The organism is Pelomonas parva, assembly GCF_043555835.1.
GTDB classification, from domain to species: Bacteria; Pseudomonadota; Gammaproteobacteria; order Burkholderiales; family Burkholderiaceae_C; genus Pelomonas; species Pelomonas parva.
Window position 1 is genome coordinate 374,086 of sequence record NZ_JBIGHV010000007.1, and the last position, 17,421, is coordinate 391,506.

17 protein-coding genes and 3 pseudogenes are annotated in these 17,421 nt (G+C 67.3%); 11 read left to right on the forward strand and 9 right to left on the reverse strand.

The window, feature by feature from the left end; genetic code table 11:
- Positions 1–9: 9 nt before the first annotated feature.
- Positions 10–558 carry a DUF2975 domain-containing protein gene (locus tag ACG00Y_RS20065; RefSeq protein ID WP_394481906.1) on the reverse strand — a complete coding sequence of 183 codons (549 nt, stop codon included), beginning with the start codon at positions 556–558 and terminating at the stop codon, positions 10–12.
- Between the two features lie 89 nt (positions 559–647).
- On the opposite strand from ACG00Y_RS20065, the gene ACG00Y_RS20070 reads away from it, so the two are divergent.
- The 5 genes from ACG00Y_RS20070 (at position 648) to ACG00Y_RS20090 (ending at position 3,734) form a co-directional block, all read left to right on the forward strand.
- Positions 648–1,136, forward strand: a complete 489-nt coding sequence (locus ACG00Y_RS20070; protein WP_394481908.1) for an aminoacyl-tRNA deacylase — start codon at positions 648–650, stop codon at positions 1,134–1,136.
- A complete protein-coding gene (locus ACG00Y_RS20075) occupies positions 1,124–1,951 on the forward strand; it encodes a DUF817 domain-containing protein (RefSeq protein ID WP_394481909.1) in 828 nt (275 codons plus the stop codon). The genes ACG00Y_RS20070 and ACG00Y_RS20075 overlap by 13 nt, the downstream gene beginning before the upstream one ends.
- A gap of 34 nt (positions 1,952–1,985) precedes the next feature.
- Positions 1,986–2,459: an MgtC/SapB family protein gene (locus ACG00Y_RS20080; protein ID WP_394481911.1), complete on the forward strand. Its 474-nt coding sequence runs from the start codon at positions 1,986–1,988 to the stop codon at positions 2,457–2,459.
- Between the two features lie 229 nt (positions 2,460–2,688).
- Positions 2,689–3,381: a glycerol-3-phosphate 1-O-acyltransferase PlsY gene (gene plsY, locus ACG00Y_RS20085; RefSeq protein WP_394481913.1), complete on the forward strand. Its 693-nt coding sequence runs from the start codon at positions 2,689–2,691 to the stop codon at positions 3,379–3,381.
- The gene (locus ACG00Y_RS20090) at positions 3,378–3,734 is read left to right on the forward strand and encodes a RidA family protein (RefSeq protein WP_394481914.1); all 357 of its coding nucleotides are present in this window, start codon (positions 3,378–3,380) and stop codon (positions 3,732–3,734) included. Before plsY ends, ACG00Y_RS20090 begins: the two co-directional genes overlap by 4 nt.
- 22 nt (positions 3,735–3,756) lie before the next feature.
- Here the strand turns inward: ACG00Y_RS20090 and ACG00Y_RS20095 are convergent, their stop codons facing one another.
- The 4 genes from ACG00Y_RS20095 to ACG00Y_RS20110 all read right to left on the reverse strand — a co-directional run bounded on the left by ACG00Y_RS20095 (position 3,757) and on the right by ACG00Y_RS20110 (position 8,669).
- Complete coding sequence (locus ACG00Y_RS20095) at positions 3,757–5,772, reverse strand: DEAD/DEAH box helicase (RefSeq protein WP_394481916.1); 2,016 nt, start codon at positions 5,770–5,772, stop codon at positions 3,757–3,759.
- 217 nt (positions 5,773–5,989) lie between these two features.
- The gene (locus ACG00Y_RS20100; RefSeq protein ID WP_394481918.1) at positions 5,990–6,550 is read right to left on the reverse strand and encodes a hypothetical protein; all 561 of its coding nucleotides are present in this window, start codon (positions 6,548–6,550) and stop codon (positions 5,990–5,992) included.
- A 240-nt stretch (positions 6,551–6,790) separates the two neighbouring features.
- Complete coding sequence (locus tag ACG00Y_RS20105; protein ID WP_394481919.1) at positions 6,791–6,928, reverse strand: hypothetical protein; 138 nt, start codon at positions 6,926–6,928, stop codon at positions 6,791–6,793.
- Between the two features lie 475 nt (positions 6,929–7,403).
- Positions 7,404–8,669, reverse strand: a complete 1,266-nt coding sequence (locus tag ACG00Y_RS20110) for a hypothetical protein (protein ID WP_394481921.1) — start codon at positions 8,667–8,669, stop codon at positions 7,404–7,406.
- Between the two features lie 408 nt (positions 8,670–9,077).
- On the opposite strand from ACG00Y_RS20110, the gene ACG00Y_RS20115 reads away from it, so the two are divergent.
- Positions 9,078–9,857, forward strand: a complete 780-nt coding sequence (locus ACG00Y_RS20115; RefSeq protein WP_394481923.1) for an oxygen-binding di-iron domain-containing protein — start codon at positions 9,078–9,080, stop codon at positions 9,855–9,857.
- Here ACG00Y_RS20115 and ACG00Y_RS20120 read toward each other — a convergent pair.
- Genes ACG00Y_RS20120 through ACG00Y_RS20130 form a run of 3 tightly spaced genes read right to left on the reverse strand, consistent with a single transcriptional unit; the run spans position 9,839 to position 12,717 of the window.
- Positions 9,839–11,104, reverse strand: a complete 1,266-nt coding sequence (locus ACG00Y_RS20120; RefSeq protein WP_394481925.1) for a M56 family metallopeptidase — start codon at positions 11,102–11,104, stop codon at positions 9,839–9,841. The two genes, ACG00Y_RS20115 and ACG00Y_RS20120, sit on opposite strands and share 19 nt — an antisense overlap.
- Before the next feature lies 1 nt (position 11,105).
- Positions 11,106–12,341, reverse strand: a complete 1,236-nt coding sequence (locus tag ACG00Y_RS20125) for a M56 family metallopeptidase (RefSeq protein WP_394481926.1) — start codon at positions 12,339–12,341, stop codon at positions 11,106–11,108.
- The gene (locus ACG00Y_RS20130) at positions 12,334–12,717 is read right to left on the reverse strand and encodes a BlaI/MecI/CopY family transcriptional regulator (protein WP_394481928.1); all 384 of its coding nucleotides are present in this window, start codon (positions 12,715–12,717) and stop codon (positions 12,334–12,336) included. The genes ACG00Y_RS20125 and ACG00Y_RS20130 overlap by 8 nt, the downstream gene beginning before the upstream one ends.
- 566 nt (positions 12,718–13,283) lie before the next feature.
- Here ACG00Y_RS20130 and ACG00Y_RS20135 point away from each other — a divergent pair.
- Together ACG00Y_RS20135 and ACG00Y_RS20140 are read left to right on the forward strand one after the other, a co-directional pair.
- Positions 13,284–13,814, forward strand: a pseudogene (locus ACG00Y_RS20135) (IS21 family transposase); the annotation flags it as partial.
- A pseudogene (locus ACG00Y_RS20140) lies at positions 13,812–14,153 on the forward strand (group II intron maturase-specific domain-containing protein); the annotation flags it as partial. The pseudogenes ACG00Y_RS20135 and ACG00Y_RS20140, both read left to right, overlap by 3 nt.
- A 216-nt stretch (positions 14,154–14,369) precedes the next feature.
- On the opposite strand, the gene ftrA reads toward ACG00Y_RS20140, so the two are convergent.
- Positions 14,370–15,353: a transcriptional regulator FtrA gene (ftrA, locus tag ACG00Y_RS20145; protein WP_394481930.1), complete on the reverse strand. Its 984-nt coding sequence runs from the start codon at positions 15,351–15,353 to the stop codon at positions 14,370–14,372.
- 63 nt (positions 15,354–15,416) lie between these two features.
- Here ftrA and ACG00Y_RS20150 point away from each other — a divergent pair, with 63 nt between their 5' ends.
- The 3 genes and pseudogenes from ACG00Y_RS20150 to ACG00Y_RS20160 form a co-directional block, all read left to right on the forward strand.
- Entirely contained in the window at positions 15,417–15,821 is a 405-nt protein-coding gene (locus tag ACG00Y_RS20150) for a rhodanese-like domain-containing protein (protein ID WP_394481932.1), read from the forward strand.
- The gene (locus ACG00Y_RS20155) at positions 15,814–16,659 is read left to right on the forward strand and encodes an ATP-grasp domain-containing protein (protein WP_394481933.1); all 846 of its coding nucleotides are present in this window, start codon (positions 15,814–15,816) and stop codon (positions 16,657–16,659) included. Before ACG00Y_RS20150 ends, ACG00Y_RS20155 begins: the two co-directional genes overlap by 8 nt.
- 287 nt (positions 16,660–16,946) lie before the next feature.
- Positions 16,947–17,421, forward strand: a pseudogene (locus ACG00Y_RS20160) (IS21 family transposase); the annotation flags it as partial.

Consider the following 17,421-nt stretch of genomic DNA (forward strand, 5'->3'; position numbering starts at 1 on the left):
ACGAGGGGCTCATACGAACTCGGCGTTCTCGTCGGCCACGCGCGCGGCTTCGTGCAACACCTGCGCCAGCGCCAGCAGCAGCAGGCCGAACAGCAGTTCGAGGTAGTGGCTGGACGCCAGGCTGAACGAGAGCTGGCGCTGGCCGACGGGGTTGCCCAGGGTCAGCGCCAGGATCGCGAGCGTCTGGCCCAGCGGCTGAACCACCGACAGCGTGCACAGCCCCAAACCCAGGCGGCGCAGATGCGCAGCGGGGCGGCGCGCCAGCAGTTCACCCTCGGCGAAGCAGCCGAACAGCGACCACATCTGCCACAGCGTGAACAGGCTGACCGCCGTCGGCAGCATCATGGCGGCCAGGCCCCACAGCCGTGCGCCGAGGTCCAGCTGCACGGTGGTGAGGTTCCAGGTGCGGGCCGCCACCTCGGCAATCCACTCCGGCTGCGCCCAGAAGATGAACGGCAGGGCGCCGATGACTACCAGCCCGAACAGGCACAACAACCGCACCATCCAGGCCAGGCGGCGGATGCGGCGCAGGCCGTCGGCGGAGAAGGAGTCGGGCATGGTGATGGTCTTGGAACAGGAGGAATTACTGTAAAACAATAATTCATTGTCGTTCCAGGGAAATTTAAACGCCATCCGAGAATTGCCAGATGAGTAAGAAGAGCACCCACGTCAGCGAAACCCCCGCCACCCAGCAACTCAAGCGCGCCGGCATCGCCTTCAGCGAGCATGTCTACGACTACGTCGAGCACGGCGGCACGGCCGAGTCGGCCCGGCAGCTGGGAGTAGACGAGCATGTGGTGGTGAAGACATTGGTCATGCAGGACGAGAAGGCCGAGCCGCTGATCGTGCTGATGCATGGCGACTGCAGCGTCAGCTTGAAGGAGCTGGCGCGCCAGATCCCGTGCAAGAAGGTCGAGCCCTGCAAGCCGGAGGTGGCCCAGCGCCACAGCGGCTACCAGGTCGGCGGCACGTCGCCGTTCGGCGTGCGCAAGGCCATGCCGGTGTTCGTCGAGGCGACCATCCTGGCGCTGCCGAAGATCTGCATCAACGGCGGGCGGCGCGGCTACCTCGTGGGCATCGCGCCGCAGGTGTTGACCGAACTGCTCGGCGCGCGCCCGGTGCAATGCGCGAACTGAGTTCGTCCACCGCCGGCCGGCCGCAGTCCACGGCGCTTGGCCTGCTGCTGGAACTGGCCCACTTCACGCGCAAGGAGGCGCAGGCCTGCCTGTTTGCCGGCGCCTTCTTCGCGGCGGTGATGTGCGTGCCGCGGGCCGGCGTGCTCGGCTTGCCGCGCTACGACGTGCTGCTGCTGATTGCCGTGGCCATCCAGGCCTGGATGGTCTGGACGGGCCGTGAGACGCGGGACGAGCTGAAGGCGATCTGCCTCTTCCACGCGCTGGGCTTTGCGCTGGAGGTGTTCAAGACGTCCAGCGGCATCCGCTCGTGGTCCTACCCCGACGCCGCCTACACCAAGCTGCTGGGCGTGCCGCTGTTCTCGGGCTTCATGTATGCGGCGGTGGGCAGCTACATCATCCAGGCCTGGCGCTTGCTCCAGCTGCGCGTGGAGCACCACCCGCCCTATTGGATGGCGGGTGTCGTGGCGACCGCGCTGTACCTGAACTTCTTCACCCACCACTTCATCGGCGACTACCGCTGGTATCTGGCGGCCGGCGCGCTGGGGCTGTATGCGCGTTCGCAGATCGTCTTCCGCCCGCACCGGGTCGACCGGCGCATGCCGCTCGTGCTTGCGCTGGTGCTGATCGGCTTCTTCCTCTGGCTGGCGGAGAACATCGGCACGTTCTTCGGGCTCTGGGCCTACCCGCACCAGCTCGGCGCCTGGGCGACGGTGCACCTGTCCAAGTGGAGTGCCTGGTCGCTGTTGGTGCTGATGAGCTTCACGATCGTGACCAACCTGAAGCACGTCAAGGCCACGGTCCACGTGCCGCGCTGAGCGTGCAGGCGCGCCGTTTGCCGGTGGCGCCGCCATGTGGCAAACCATCCTCGACACCCTGCGCTCGGAGTTCTCCGACGCGCCCGATGCAGAACAGGTGACGCGCATCCTGACGCGCCTGCTGCTGGCGGCCCTGCTCGGCGGCGTGCTGGGCTATGAGCGCGAGCACAAGGGCAAGGCGGCGGGCATCCGCACCCACATGTTGGTGGCCATGGGCTCCGCGCTCTTCGTGCTGGTGCCGCAGCTCGGCGGCATGGCCGTGGGTGATCTCAGCCGAGTCATCCAGGGCATCGTCACCGGCATCGGCTTCCTCGGCGCGGGCGCCATCATCAAGAACCGCAGCGAGGAGGACGTGCAGGGCCTGACGACGGCCGCCGGCATCTGGATGACGGCGGCGATCGGTGTGGCCTGCGGGCTGGGCCGGGAGTCGACCGCCGTGCTGAGCACGTTGCTGGCGTTGCTGGTGCTTGCGGTGCTGCCGCGGTTGGTGGGCAGGGACCGAACGTAAGCCCCTCGTCCAAGGCCCTGCCTTGGCCGGTCCCCCGCGGGGACGGCGATGCTTGCCGGATTGACCGGCAAGCACATCGCCATGACGGGCCGGCTTGGTGCACTGGAGTCGGACACAAGCAGTCCCTGCGGACTGCTTGTGCCTACGGAAGGCCATGGCCTCTGGCCATGGCAGGCCCGGCGCTCGGCCCGAAAGTTTTGGCTGCCAGGCTGCATGACAATGCCGCCCCATGCAAACCGCACTGCAAAACGCTCTCCCCCTGCTGGCCGCGCTGGCTGGCTACCTGGTCGGCTCGCTGTCCTTCGCCGTCATCGTCAGCCGCGCGATGGGCTTGTCTGACCCGCGCAGCTACGGCTCCGGCAACCCCGGCGCCACCAATGTGCTGCGCTCGGGCAACAAGGCCGCCGCCATCCTGACGCTGGTGTTCGATGCCCTCAAGGGCTATCTGTCGGTGCTGGCCGTGGTCATCTGGGGCCCGCGCTTCGGCCTGGGTGAGGGCACGGCCGCGCTGGTCGGCCTGGCGGCTTTTCTCGGCCACCTGTGGCCGGTGTTCTTCCGCTTCCAGGGCGGCAAGGGCGTGGCCACGGCGGCCGGTGTCATCTTCGGGCTCAACCCGCTGCTGGGGGTGGCGACGCTGGCGACCTGGCTCATCATTGCCGGGTTCAGCCGCTACTCGTCGCTGGCGGCCATCGTGTCCGCTGCCTTCGCGCCGATGTATCAGTTGTTCATTTGGGAAGCCGGCCCGACCGCGCTGGCCCTGATCATCATGGGCCTGCTGCTGGTGTGGCGCCACATGGCCAACATCAACAAGCTGTTCGCCGGCACCGAAAGCAAGATCGGCCAGAAGGCCGCAGCGCCTGCATCGCCAGCCGCGAAACCCGTCAAACCCCACCGTTCCACCAAATCCCGGAAGAAATCATGAGCAAGCAAGCAATCGAACGCTTCGACGTTGGCGCCCGCATGTCCGAAATGGCCGTGCACAACGGCGTGGCCTACCTGGCCGGCCAGGTGCCCGAAGACACCACGGTGGGCATCGAAGGCCAGACGGCCCAAGTGCTGGCCGCCATCGACAAGCTGCTGGCCCGCGCCGGCACCGACAAGAGCCGCATCCTGCGCGCCGAGATCTTTCTGGCCGACCGCGCCGACTTCGCCGGCATGAACACTGCGTGGGAAGCCTGGGTCAGCGCCGGCCACACGCCGCCGCGCGCCACCGTCATCGCCGGCCTGGCACGGCCGGAGTGGAAGGTTGAGATCCTCGTCACGGCTGCCGTCTGATGACAGTGCGGGGCCGACCGATCTAGGTTTGTCTGGCGGCGCGTTCCCGCCAGAACGCCACGTCGATCAGCTGCTCCGCGCCGCTGCGCGCGTTGACCAGCCAGAACTGACGGCCGTCGGCGCTGATGCGCGCCACTTCGCCCTCGTGCCGCCCCGCGCTGACGCGCTGACCCAGCGCGTTGGCCGGAAAGCCTGGCTGCCGGGCGAGTTCCAGCAGCGGTGTCGCTCCCCGCGTGTCGCCCGCCAGCCGCAGCCGCTGCACCAGCGGTGCCAGCAGCGGGCTGGCCGCATCGGCCGGTGACACGAACAACACCAGCTTGGCCTGCGCCCGGCTCAACGCGACGTTGAGCAGGCGCTGCGCCTCCTCGCCATGCAGAAACGGCTGGGCGCCGTCGGCCGGGTCGAACAGCACCACCGGCGCCTCGCTGCCCTGGGCGCGGTGCACGGTGCTGACACGCAATTGCTCGGGCAGGCCCCGCGCGCGCAGCCGCAGTCGGATCAGCGCCCGCTGGGCGCGGAATGGGGTCAGCACGATCAATTCCTCGGGCCGCCATTGGCCGCTGGCCAGGGCCTGTTCGAGGAGCGCAGCAATCGCCTCCGCCGACTCGCGGCGCACCGGGCCGCGCTCTGACGCCACCCAACCGCCGTCAGTCTTCAGGCGGTGGATGTGGACATGCTGGTCGGCAGCGATGTCACCCAAGGCGCGCTGTCGCGCGGCCTGCCAGTCGGCTGACGCCGCCGCATCGGCCGCCACGCGCAGCGCGCCGTCGTAGAACAGCTGGCTGACCAGCTCACCAATGGGCGGCGCCATGCGCGACTGCTCGTCCAGCAGCGCCACCGATGCCCCCGCACGCGGCATCTCCGCAAACGCCGATCGGCCCAGCCAGCGGCGGGCCAGGCGGTCCTCGCTGCGCAGCACGGGCGACAGCTGCTGCGGGTCGCCCGCGAACAGCCGCGCCCGACCCAGCGGCATCAGCACCAGCGCATGCGCCAGGCTCACCTGGCTGGCCTCGTCGAACACCAGCAGGTCGAACGGCGGCTCGCCATCGGGCACCAGCTCGCGCAGCGTCTTCAGCGTGAAGGCGGCGCGTGTGGTGGTCATGCTGGCCAGGCGGCAGCGCTGCAACACCTTCAGCGACGAGGCGCGCAGCTCGTCGCGCAGCGCGGCCACGCGGTCGGCCCAGGCCTTCAAGGCTTGCGCATCCCGGGCCGACGGCCGGGCGATTTCGGCGCGGGCCAGGCGGGCGATGAGGTCGCGGTCCTGCGTCGGGATCAGGTGCTCGCGCCTTTCGTAGGCCGCCGCGTCGAAGCGCGTGCCCAGGCGCTGCACGTCGCTGCGCAAGTGCTCGCGGCGGCCCTTCTGCAAGGCCTTGTCGACGGCCAGCGTGGCCTGGTCCACCGCCTGGTTGGTGGTGGACAGCAGCAGCACGCGGGCGTGGGGGTGACGGTCCAGGTACTCGGCCAGCAGCACGCCCAGCGTGGTCGTCTTGCCGGTGCCCGGCGGGCCCCACAAGAAGCCGCTGCTGTGGTTCACCAGCGCCAGCGCTGCATGCTGCGCCGGGCGCAGCCAGCGGAAGGGCGCGCCCGTCAGTGCGGCGCTGCTGTGCAGTGGTTGTGGGCTAGACAGGTCGGGCAGGCAAGCCAGCGCTCCTTCAGCCCAGGGCGTGTCGTACCAGGCATCGGCTACGGCATTCAGGAAGCGCGTGGGGTAGAGGCGGATCAGGTGCCCGGCCGGCGGCGGCGCCCCGCTGGCGTTCTGCAGTACGAGCTGGTCGTCTTCCACGACGACGGCCAGCACGCTGGCGCCGCCCTTGGCCGGCGCGCCCCACCAAGCACTGGCGCCGTCCAGGCTGTCGTCCAGCAAGGCTTGTGCCGAGGCGGCGCCCGGCCGCTGGCCCTCGGCGAACACATAGCCCGGCTCCAGCGTCACCCGCCACAGCGCGCCGTCGCGCTCGCTGTGCAGCACCTTGAAGTCGTAGTACTCGGGCGTGGCCGACAGCTCGGCGTTCAGGGCCGAACGGACGTCGGCGAGGCTCATGGGGTGGAGGGATTGCGAAAAGGGCGCGACTTTACGGGCAGGCGGCCCCGAGGGACGGGCGTCGGGTGGCTGCAGCGAGGCACAAAGGGAAATCAAGGGCGGCTGCAGGCTTGTTGCTGTAGCTCGCTACTGCCTGCACGCACGGCAGCTAGCGACCCATCAGCGACACTCGCGCCGCCGAATTCAACGCCGAAAAGTAGACATTCAACTGGGATGCCTAGGCAACATTGTGAGTTGCCCCAGACGGTGCCATCCGCAGGCCGAGTTTCAAAACAAGGTCAGGAATGGATTGCTTGTAGTAGGTGCCGTCCTCCAGCGCATCCTTTGAGCGGAGTTGCTCAAGAGTGAGTGACTCATATACGGGCCACGATTCCAGGGGAAGGCCCAAAGGCTCAATGCCATAGCGAAGGCCGCTTACTACGTTTGAGAAGATGCGAACTCTCGTCGATGGGAATCCTTTTCTGTCGACAGGTCCGTAGAGGTCTTGGCCAGAAAGGAAAAGCGTGTCACCGCTCTCTGTGGTCAAGAGGAAGTGAAAACCTTCGTCTTCCATTTCGTCAATCTGGGCGACCTGGCTCACCTGATGCTCAACCGTGACCAGCTCGCCTGCCAACAGGGCGTCGTGCATTGATTTCACATTGGCACGCTTCCGTGCAGGCCAGATGTGAAGCAGATAGGCTGGGACGACGAGATATGCGAGACCGACTGAGATTGCGATCAATAGTGGCTCGTTGGAAATGATCCTGCTAGAGAAGCCAGCGATCGGGATCAGCAACATGGTGCAGATGATCGCTATGGCAATGAGACGAAGCATCCTGTGAAGCCCAATGGCGGAATTTGTAGCTGCCGGAAGTGGCCCCGAGACAGTCCAGGTAGCCTACCCGAAAGCAGCCACTTGCGACCCTCTTCTCACGGCCGATTCCGGGTATGAGGATCTTCAGGATTCTGCGTGAGGTCCGAGGTCCGAGCATCCACGAAGCGGGCTACTTAAGAAGCGCGCCCTTGGGTTTGGCCCAGGTCATTTACGCGTGACCAGCCAGAGTACGAGTGCAAGAAGCGCCAGCGGCGGGCCGAGCCAACGCAGCGCATCGAGAGCTAGCCGGCGCTTGGAGATCGACTTGGCGTCTTCGTGTTGCGCCATGACGCGTTCCATCATGGCGGCATCGAACTCGTAGCCTTGGGCCTGTCGAATCTGCCTCGCAGCAGTTCGGAGTGCCGGGGGGTCGAGCCCGAGGACTTGCTCCGCCGCATCAAAGGGCCATGTAAGGATCAAGGAGCGTGCCGAATCCTCCGGAGTGGCGGGCACGAACTGACAGTTGCCGCATCTGGTGAGCGCGCGAGCCTTGAAGTGCCCGCATCGGATACAGATTGCTTGGGGGTTGCGAACCACGGTCTGTTGGCACCTTAGGAGGTGCACCGCACTGTACGCGCGACCGGAGCTGCCAGGTACGGCACCGTGCCGCATAGCCTACCCGAGAGCCGTCACTCGCCAGCGGCAGCTCATGGCCGGACGGCAACCGTCACGGCGCAGCCTGAAAGCCGCAATTCTCAGTGTCGAACCTTCCCAAGAGTGGCACCGCTGGCGCCGCGACCCGAAGCGCATCAATTGAACGATCAGGTGGGCGATCCGCCTAGAAAAACTCCGGAAACTGCGCAGCCAGTGAGCGCTCCAGCTGGTTGACGGCTTGGAAGTTCGCGAAACCAGGCGCCATCTTTCGACCGATATCCCAGCAGCGCCACGCACGTGGCATGTCGTATTCGACAAACATGCTGTCGCCCAAGTCCTTGTAGACGCCAGCGATGAAGGGATTGGATTTCAGAACATCAACGAAGAGCCGTTGAGCGGCATGTCGATCTCCGAGCATTGCGCGATTGTTCGCCTCGAATATCCGAAGAACATGAGCTTTTGCCGTGGCGTTCTGGCCAATATCGGCAATGTCGACGATCGCTTTGGCCACGTCATCCTTCGACTTGGCGCGCAACGCCACCGTCAGCCGGCGCACTGCATCATTGGCCTGGATCTGCCTTTGCTGGTCTGCATTCAGCGGCGTTGCTGCCTCGCCTGTCATGAGGGTCCATTCAACGATTCCCAGGAATGCGTCGAGCCCCCGGCCCTCCCTCAGCGCGGTCTCAAGTTCATCCTTGCTACGCTGCCGCGCGCTGGATAGCTCATCCGGCGTGAGCGCAGCCGCCCGGTCCAGGGCCTGGTCGACCGGGTTGTCTGACCCGGATGCAGGTCGCATCGGGAGTGCCGACACGTCGACGTTGCGAACATGGGTTGAATTGACGTTCCGCACGACCAAGCTGTGCGTGGTCGTTCCGGCGACGTCGTACGTGACGAGCGAGAGCTTCTGCGGAATTGAATTCGCCTGAGCGAGCGCACTGAGAATCTGTGGGTGGCCGCCAAAGGTGTACCGGATCAGCTGGGCGAACATTCGTGCCTCGGCGGGTGACGCAGACATCAGGCGGACACCCCGGCGAAACATCACGTTCGGGCCGGCATAGAACACCTCGTCGGCGCCCTCGGTTTTGACCTGCAGCGGCGTGGACGGCTTGTCCTGCACAGCCAGGTTGTGTTCGTTGTCGACTTGCGCCATCGCGGCATCGGCCACCTTGGACGCAGACAGCGCGCCCCCCAGCATGTTGCGATTTCTAAGTTCGTAGGCGCGAAAGCCAACGGTGTCGTACAGCGAATAGTCGACTCTGGTGTTCGTGCGGCTGTCAATGACAAAGCGCTTTCGGGAAGCAAAGTCGTAGACGATGGCGGTGCCGCTCGATTCGATCCTCATGTACTTGTCGCCAAGCGTCACATCGAGAGTGGATTGGCTGTCCGGAGGAACTCCCGACGCACCGGCCTTGGCTTTGACGTGGCGGCCAACATCAACTTGAAGACTCACGTCCGCTCGTGCCGGTGTTGCGACCAGCCAAGCAAGCGCAGGCATGCACCCCAACACGACTGCCGCAAAGGGCTTCAGGAACCTTGACACATCGCTCCCCTTGTTTGTTCTCGACGCTTCACGGGTGGGTCGAGCCTGTTTTTACGTCAACACCAGCCTTCCCAAAGGCGGCCAATCACGACCGGCTGCTTGCGGGCTATGCCTGCCATGCTATCAACGCAACCTGACTGACAAACCCGCCGAATGGCAGCCGGGTCGTCTAGGGCGGACGACATCGCCAAACGTCCGTCACGCGCTCACCGACAAGCGCAGACTCATGCAACCCGGCGCTCTCTTGATCTCGGACAAGCCCTCCGCAGCGCGGTCGGCTTAGCCTGCGGCCCCAACCTCACTGCCCGAGTCCGCCGCATGTCCATCGAGTTGTTTCGCCAGGATCGGCATGCCTGCGTCATGTTCGCCCGGCTGGGCGACGAAGGCGGGGATGCGGTGCAGTCCAACCAGTTCCTGCTGGTCAATGGCAGCACCGGCGCCATCCTGGACCCCGGCGGCAACATCGCCTATCACGAGCTGTATCTGGGCATGTCGGCGTTCTTCCCGCCGCACAAGCTCGCGGCCATTCTGGCCTCGCACGCCGACCCGGACATCATTGCCTCGCTGGACCGCTGGATGACGGCCACCGAGGCGCCGGTCTACATCTCGCGCGTGTGGGAGCGGTTCGCGCCGCACTTCTGCAAGCCGGGCAAGACGGCCGGCCGCATCGTCGGCCTGCCGGATGCCGGCGAGCGCCTGCGCCTGGGCACGGGTGATGAGCGCTTCGAGCTGTGGGCGCTGCCCGCGCACTTCCTGCATGCCGAGGGCAACTTCCAGTTCTACGACCCGGTCAGCCGCATCCTGTTCTCGGGCGACCTGGGCGCCTCCATGGGCGTGAGCTTGAACCCCGAGCAGGCGGTGACATCGCTGGCCGCGCACATCCCGCGCATGGAGGGCTTCCACCGCCGCTACATGGTCAGCAACAAGGTGCTGCGGCTGTGGGCGGCGATGGTGCGCCCGCTCGACATCCAGATGATCGCGCCGCAGCACGGCGCACCCATGGTGGGCGCGGCGGTGGGCGAGTTCATCGACTGGGTGGAGCAGTTGGCCTGCGGCATCGACCTGTTCGGGGCGGGGAACTACCGGGTGCCGGGCTGAGCGGCTGGCTGGCTGTCGCCCAGCAGCGTCGGCGTGATGGCGATGGAAAGGTGCTCGCTGGCGACAGGGTCGTCGCGGCCTTGCTCGATCAGCGCCTTGGTGCCGTTGCGCGTGATGAGACGCGGGCGGGAGACGACGTTGGAGAGGCCGCCCTTGCTGACCTCCGTGCGCAGGTCGATCTTGTCGTCGCCCAGGTCGCGGGCGACGATCGCCACGGCGATCTGCTCGGGCGTGGGCGTATCGGGCCGGCCGTTGAGCATCAGCACGGCGCGCTCGCCCAGGTGCACGCGCAACGTGCTCTTGATCGTCTGGGTGTCGCTGGCGTCTGCGTTGCCGGTGCGGTAGCTCATATCGAGCTTGAGTTCCACCATTGGCCCATTGGCTGGCCGCTGCGCATCGCCTTGTGCCGCGTAGGCGATGCCGGCGAGGGCAAGCAGGCCTGCAGCCAGGGCGGCGCCACTGCAGCGCGAAAGGCGATGGGGGCGGTTCAGCATGGCAATCCTTTCAACGAGGGGATGGGTCGAGCCCCAGCGGCTGGCCAGCGGCGCGCCATGAGGCGCGAGGTCGTGGGCGGCGAGCAGCGCACGGGTGTATGCGGCGAGTGCGCCGGGCTGTCTGTCCAGCACGACGGCGTCGCAGGCCAGTTCCTGGTCGGCCTGCATGCGCCGCGCGGCCAGCCAAGCGAGCGGGTTCCACCAGTGCACGGCCGTCAACAGGCAAGCGAGCATGTTCCAGGCGTTGTCGTGGCGGGCGCGGTGCACGTCTTCGTGGGCCAGGATGAGCTGACGTTCCTCGGGCGAGAAGCGGGCCTCGAAGTCGGCCGGCAGCGCCACGCGCGGGCGCCACAGGCCCACGAGGGCGGGGCTGGTGCCGGCCGGCAGCCGCGCGCCGTGGCGTGACAGCCGCCACTGCCGCAGGGTCTGCAAGCTCAGCACCAGCGCGGCGCCGCCCAGCCATGCCGCGAGCAGCAGGCTCGGCCAGGCAGCGTCAGGGGGCGGCGCCGTCAGCAGTGGCGCGGCGGCGCTGCGGGCCAACTCGGTGGCCGTCACGAACACAGGCAGCGGTTGGGCGTCCAGCCGGGGCGGCAGCGGCGTTGCCAGCAGCGCCGGCAGCAGCAGCCAGGCAGCGTAGGTGGCGCGGGCGCCGAGCCGCTTCAGCAGCAGCGGCCGCAGCGCCAGCAGGAGCAGCGCGCCCAGGCTCAGCAGCAGGGCCTGGCGTTGCATGGCGGTGAGCAGAAGGGCTGTCATGTCATGACTTGGGCTTGGTCGCGTCAGCCGGCATGGCGACGCGCTTGCCGATCACGAACATCGACACGCGGCTGGTGGCCTTGTCGTCGATGGACTCGAACAGCGAGGGCTGGTCCCACCATGCCTTGATGCGTGGGTTGCCGATGCTCAGGGCCTTGGGCAGGCCTTCAGCCTTGATGTCGAGGCCAAAGCCTTCCTCGTCCAGGCTGGTCGGGGTGAGGTCGACACTGAAGCCGGACTCCCGGGTCGGCATGTCCACCGCCAGGCGCATGCGTTCGCCGACCTTGCCGACCAGCACCTTGCTGCTGCGCCGCACGGTGTTGCCCTCCTGGACGATCAGCAACAAGGTCAGGCGAACGGAATCGCCGGATGCGGGAGACGGCATGAGTTGTGGCGTCTGTGCGGCATAGGCCAGCCCAGCGGCGCTGGCCAGCAACAGCGTCACGAGGCCCACGCGGCGGCGGTTCATCGGGTTCGGTTGGTTCAACATCGCAATCCTTTCGACGAGGGGATGGGTGCTGCCCCAGCGGCTGGCCAGCGGCGCGCCGTGGGGCGTGTGGTCGTGAGCGGCCAGCAGCGCCCGCGTGTAGTCGGCCAGCGCGTCAGGCCGCGTGGCCAGCACGGCGGCGTCGCAGGCCAGCTCCTGGTCGGCCCGCAGGCGGCGCGAGCCCCACCAGGCCACTGGGTTCCACCAGTGCAGCGCGGTCAGTGCGCAGGCGAGCAGGTTCCAGAGGTTGTCCAGCCGGGCCTGGTGTACCTGCTCGTGGGCCAGGATCAACTCGCGCTCGGCCGGCGAGAAGCGTTGTTCGAAGTCGACCGGCAGCGCCACGCGAGGGCGCAGCAGGCCGACGAGGGCGGGGCTGCTGCCTGCGGGCAGGTTGCGCCCCATGCGCGTCAGGCGCCATTGGCGCTGCACTTGAACTGCTGAGACGAGGATCGCCCCGCAAAGCCACAGCGCCAGCCAAATCGCCGCCTGATCGAGCGGCGGCGATGGCAGCACGGGCATCGCGACCGTCTCGGCACTGCCCGTCGCCTGCAGCACCACGCGCAGTGGCTCCTGCGCGGGCCTGGGCAGCAGCGGCGTCAACAACAGCGCCGGCACCAGCAGCCAGGCCGCGTAGACGCTGCCCGCGCCCAGGCGCTTCAGCAGCAGCGACCGCAGCGCGCCAATCACCAGCACGCCCACGCTCAGCAGCAGCGCCTGCTGCAACAGCACCGCCAGCAGTCGCTCACTCATGCCCCTGCTCCTTCAACAGCGCCTTCAGTGCCGCCACGTCCTCAGGCTTTAACTTGCGCTCCGACGCGAACTGCGCCACCAGCGGTGCCAGGCGGCCGCCGAACAGCTTGTCGATCAGCGACAGGCCGGTGTCGGCCACCCAGGCGTCCTGCGGTACGGCAGGCGCATAAAGAAAGCGCCGGCCGTCGCGCTCGGCGGTCACGGCGCCCTTGTTGAGCAGGCGGTTCAGCAACGTCTTCACGGTGGCCAGCTGCCAGCCCTGGCGCGGGCCCAGCGTCGAGGCGATCTCGTCGGCCCCTTGCGGCGAGCGCGCCCAGAGTTCCTGCATGACCAGGGCTTCGGCTTCGCTGATGGGCGGCGGTGTGGGCTTCTTCATGATTACGCCTGTAAACGATGGCCAATGATTACGGCTGTAAACGCATCCGTCAAGCTGTTCCTGGTAATTAAAGTCGTAGACAGAAAATTAGAGTCGTGAACAACACCGCAGCATCCATGCGGCTTGGCGGCAAGTCTTTTGATCTCGTCGCGGCTGGTGAGGGCAAGGTGGACCCACGTTGCCAAACCTTGCCTTTCCTGTAGTGGTTCCCCGGAGAGACGCTGTTCAGCTTGGTGAGCCGGCACCATGGCCTTTGGGGCTATAGGTTTGCCGAAGAGACGGCGTATGCGGCTTTCGGGCACCCTAGCTTGGGTTGGCGACATGATTTGCCAAGTGGGCTGGACGGACTGGTTCGCATTGCCGGCGATAAGTACGGGGATGCCCACGCGCTACGCAGAAGAAGTACCGGCCAGGCTGGGCCAACACCGGGCGCTGTGGCGCGCTGGCCGCCGACAATTATCTTGAGCGCTCAGCGACAACTATCGTGAGCGGTTGACGCAGGCCGCCGGGGAGCGTTTTGCGGGTGGGTTCCTACAGTGGTTGGCTTCCAGAGGGAGGCAGCCACGGTGCCCGGCAAACGCATATCGGACCTGCAAGTGAGCAAGTACAAGGAACTCAGAGGCAAGCACGGCCAGGAGGCTGCAGCGGCCAAGATCGGCGTCAGCGTGGCCAGCGCGCGGCGGCTGGAATCGGCGGTGACGCTGCCCTCGCAGCGGCCGCCACGGCACTGGCGCACACGCGCCGATCCGCTGGCCGAGGTGTGGGGCAGCGAGGTGGTGCCCATGCTGGAAGGCGCGCCGTCGCTGATGGCCGTCACGGTGCTGGAAGAACTGCAGCGCCGCCACCCCGAGCGGTTCGCAGACGCGGTGCTGCGCACGCTGCAGCGGCGCGTCAGCCAATGGCGCGCCGAGCACGGCGGTGAGCGCGAGTTGTTCTTCGCGCAAGAGCACCCGCCGGGCCGGCTGGGCCTGTCGGACTTCACTGTCGCCGACGAACTGGACGTGAGCCTGGGCGGGCTGTTCTTCCCGCACCGGCTGTACCAGTTCGCGCTGGCCCACAGCAGCTGGCGGCATGCACGGGTCGTGCTGGGCGGTGAACTCACGGGCCGCTCAGGCGGACGCAGCATGGCGCAAGTGGTGCAGGCGCTGCGACCCTACATGCTGGGCTGGAAGGCGTACTTCGGGTTGGCACAGACACCGAGCGTCTGGCGCAAGCTAGACCAGTGGCTGCGGCACCGGTTGCGGGCCATCCAGCTCAAACACTGGCGTGGGCCGCACACGATCTACCGGGCGCTCAAAGCTCTTGGCGCCACGGACAGTGCGGCAAAGCGGGTGGCGAGCAACAGCCGATGCTGGTGGAGAAACAGCGACGGGCTACTCAAGACGGTCCTGACCATCAGCTACTTCGACCGGCTGGGGCTTCCCCGGCTCTCTTGACCTCAAACTCTTGAACCGCCCGGTGCGGACCCGCATGCCGGGTGGTGTGGGAGGGGCTCCGCCGACAATGGCTGACCCCTATCCCTATTCAAGGCTGAACTATTTTCACTCAACCCTGAACTGACGCCTCGCCCGCAGAGGGCGTGAACGCGCGTAGCCGCCCGGCGTCACGCCCAGCCCAAGTACCGCGTCCGCTTGAGCTTGTTCGGGTGGCGTCTATGTGCCACCAAACGAGGCGCGATAGCCCCGCGGAGCCAGCCCAAGCCGGGCCTGGAAGTGATGGCGCAACGCCTGCACGCTGCCGAAGCCGGCCTGCGCTGCGACGCTTTCCACACTGAGCGCGCTGGCCTCCAGAAGCCGCTGGGCCTCGGCCACACGCTCGGCGATCAACCAGTCGCCGGGAGATTGGCCCGTGGCTTCGGTGAAGCGGCGAAGCAGCGTGCGTGGGCTCATTGCGCTGGCGGTGGCCATGCGTTGCAGCGTCCAAGGTGCGCCCAGGTCGGCGCGAATCTGCGCCATCAGTGCGGCCAGCCGGTTGCCAACGTCGCGCGGCACGGGTCGTTCGATGAACTGCGCCTGCCCGCCACCGCGATGAGCCGGCATGACAAGGCGGCGCGCCACGCTGTTGGCTGCTTCCACGCCAAAGTCACCGCGCACCAGGTGCAGCATCAGATCGATCCCCGCGGCGCTGCCGGCCGATGTGAAGACGCGGCCCTCCTCGACATAGAGCACGCTGGCATCCACGTCGATGGCCGGGTAGCGCTCGCGAAGCTTGTCCGCATAGCGCCAGTGCGTCGCGGCGCGGCGGCCGTCCAGCAAGCCGGTGGCAGCCAGCACGAAGGCGCCGGAGCAGATCGACGCCAGCCTGGCGCCGCGCCACCAGGCCTTGCGCAGGCGCTCGGTCAGAGCGTCAGGCACCGGCACGTCTGGGCCCTTCCAGCCGGCCATGACGATGAGGTCTGCGTGGTCGAGCAGCTCGACACCGCCATCGCTTGCAACGCTCAGCCCACCGTGTGCGCGCAGCAGGCCCGGTTCGATGGCGGCGCTGGCAAAGCGGTACCAGCCCGGCCCCATCTCCGGCCGAGCCAGGCCGAAGATCTCGGCGGCAATGGCGAACTCGAAGGTGCACAGGCCGTCGTAGACCGGCGCCACGACGAGTGGCCCTGCGCCGTTTGGCGTGATCTTGTTGAAGTTTGTCATACGCGCCAATTGTGAGTCGAGCCGGGCGCCGCGACCATGGCGTGTCTTTCAACGGAGCCCACCATGCCTTCTTCAGTCGCCGCCATCCCCGCCGCCCCGTCTCCCGCCGCCGAGGCCCACTTCGCTGCCGAGTTCAGCTTCGAGACCGATTGCTGGGACATGCACGAAAGCCTTGCCGGCACGCCCGACTTCGTGCTGCTCGACGTGCGGTCTCCGGCGCTGTTCGCCCGCGGCCACGTGCCCGGCGCGGTCAACCTGCCGCACGCGAAGATCGTCGAAAACAAGCTGGCGGCCTGGCCCTCCGACACCCTCTTCGTCACCTACTGCGCCGGGCCGCACTGCAATGGCGCGGCCCGTGGCGCACTGCGCCTGGCGCGCCTGGGCCGGCCCGTGAAGATCATGGCCGGCGGCATCACCGGTTGGCTGGACGAAGGCTTCGAGCTGGCGCGCGAGCCGGTTCATGTCTGACTCGATCACTTTGGTGACCCACGCCGCACTGCCGGGCGGCGCGCCGGACGATCTGCTGCTGGCGACCGCCCTGGCCCGAGAAGGCCTGGCCACGCGCTTTGCAGTGTGGAGCGACACCGCCGTGGACTGGGCCACCAGCCCGCTGACGGTGGTGCGCTCCGCCTGGGACTACCACCGCGCGCCACAGGCCTGGCGCCCATGGCTGGCCCGGGCCGGCGCGCTCACCCGCCTGCTCAACCCGCCCGCCTTGCTGGCCTGGAACACCGACAAGCGCTACCTGCGCACGCTGCAGGCGGCCGGCGTGCCTTGCGTGCCAACGCAGTTCATCGAGCCCGGCGGCGCCGCGTCCGGGCTGCGGCTGTGGTGGGCGGACTGCATCGTCAAGCCTGCCGTTGCTGCGAGCGCGTTTGGCGTGAGGCGGTTTAGGGGTGACGGGGCGCTGGCCGAAGCCCAGGCGCACGCGCGCGAACTGGCGGACTACGGCGCCGTGCTGATCCAGCCCTACCTGCCGGCGGTGGAGACGGCGGGTGAGCGCTCGCTGGTGTTCATCGACGGGCGCTTCTCGCATGCCTTCACCAAACCTGCTTTCTCGGCCAACGCGGTGGGCCGGACGGCAGTTCAGCCGCATCTGCCCAGCCCGGCCGATTTGGCCGTGGCGATGCACGCCTTGGCTGCCGCGCCGCAGGCCACGCTCTACGCGCGGGTCGACCTCGTGCCCCACGACGGCGGGATGCTGCTGATGGAACTGGAGCTCATCGAGCCCGACCTCGCGCTGCGGCTGCACGAGAGCGCTGCCCCGGCGCTGGCGCAGGCCTGCGCCCGTGCGCTTGGCAGCTGAGGCTTCAGCGCAGCGCAATCTAGACTTCGTTGCGGCGCATGAACCACGGCGTCAGCCGTGCTGCCGGTGCTGAAAGTTCAAAGTTGAGTGAAACAAAAACCCGACAGTTCAGACTTGAGTGAGACACGGGTTCAAAGCCTGCTGACGCGTCCCGAGCCAAGTGGTTAATCAGCGCCGGTTTTCAGTTCTGGGTTGAACGCAGACCGACACTGTCGGCGGCCTTCAACAACCTCGCCGAGTGCGAAGAGCTGACCAAGCGTTACCAGGCCCTGTGCCAGCACTACGGCATGCGGCCCACACGGAACAACACCGGCGTGAGCCACGAGAACGGCGCCATCGAGGCACGCCAAGGCAGCTTGAAGCGCGCCCTGGACCAGTCCCTGCTGCTGCGCGGCAGCCGCGAGTTCGATGACCTGTCGGCCTACGAGCAGTTCGTGGCTGAGACCGTGCGCCGGCTCAACGCGCGCTGCGCGCGGGCCTGGGAAGCCGAGCGCACCAGCCTCCAAGCGCTGCCGGTGCGGCGCACCGCCGACTTCGAGGAGGTCGACGCGCGCGTCAGCAAGTTCGGCGTGTTCAGCGTGTTCAGCGCCAAGAGCGTGCTCTACAGCGTGCCCTCGCGCCTGGCCGGCCAGCGCCTGAAGGTGAGGCTGCACAGCACCCATCTGGACGCCTGGCTGGGCGGTGTGAAGGTCTTCGAGTGCGAGCGGCTGCATGCCAGCACGGCCGACCGTCACCCCAAGCGCATCGACTGGCGCCACATGC

Coding starts and splice junctions, on each gene's coding strand:
- ACG00Y_RS20065 (WP_394481906.1), bottom strand. CDS start 558: ATGCCCGACTCCTTCTCCGCCGACGGCCTGCGCCGCATCCGCCGCCTG.
- ACG00Y_RS20070 (WP_394481908.1), top strand. CDS start 648: ATGAGTAAGAAGAGCACCCACGTCAGCGAAACCCCCGCCACCCAGCAA.
- ACG00Y_RS20075 (WP_394481909.1), top strand. CDS start 1,124: ATGCGCGAACTGAGTTCGTCCACCGCCGGCCGGCCGCAGTCCACGGCG.
- ACG00Y_RS20080 (WP_394481911.1), top strand. CDS start 1,986: ATGTGGCAAACCATCCTCGACACCCTGCGCTCGGAGTTCTCCGACGCG.
- plsY (WP_394481913.1), top strand. CDS start 2,689: ATGCAAACCGCACTGCAAAACGCTCTCCCCCTGCTGGCCGCGCTGGCT.
- ACG00Y_RS20090 (WP_394481914.1), top strand. CDS start 3,378: ATGAGCAAGCAAGCAATCGAACGCTTCGACGTTGGCGCCCGCATGTCC.
- ACG00Y_RS20095 (WP_394481916.1), bottom strand. CDS start 5,772: ATGAGCCTCGCCGACGTCCGTTCGGCCCTGAACGCCGAGCTGTCGGCC.
- ACG00Y_RS20100 (WP_394481918.1), bottom strand. CDS start 6,550: ATGTTGCTGATCCCGATCGCTGGCTTCTCTAGCAGGATCATTTCCAAC.
- ACG00Y_RS20105 (WP_394481919.1), bottom strand. CDS start 6,928: ATGATGGAACGCGTCATGGCGCAACACGAAGACGCCAAGTCGATCTCC.
- ACG00Y_RS20115 (WP_394481923.1), top strand. CDS start 9,078: ATGTCCATCGAGTTGTTTCGCCAGGATCGGCATGCCTGCGTCATGTTC.
- ACG00Y_RS20120 (WP_394481925.1), bottom strand. CDS start 11,104: ATGACAGCCCTTCTGCTCACCGCCATGCAACGCCAGGCCCTGCTGCTG.
- ACG00Y_RS20125 (WP_394481926.1), bottom strand. CDS start 12,341: ATGAGTGAGCGACTGCTGGCGGTGCTGTTGCAGCAGGCGCTGCTGCTG.
- ACG00Y_RS20130 (WP_394481928.1), bottom strand. CDS start 12,717: ATGAAGAAGCCCACACCGCCGCCCATCAGCGAAGCCGAAGCCCTGGTC.
- ftrA (WP_394481930.1), bottom strand. CDS start 15,353: ATGACAAACTTCAACAAGATCACGCCAAACGGCGCAGGGCCACTCGTC.
- ACG00Y_RS20150 (WP_394481932.1), top strand. CDS start 15,417: ATGCCTTCTTCAGTCGCCGCCATCCCCGCCGCCCCGTCTCCCGCCGCC.
- ACG00Y_RS20155 (WP_394481933.1), top strand. CDS start 15,814: ATGTCTGACTCGATCACTTTGGTGACCCACGCCGCACTGCCGGGCGGC.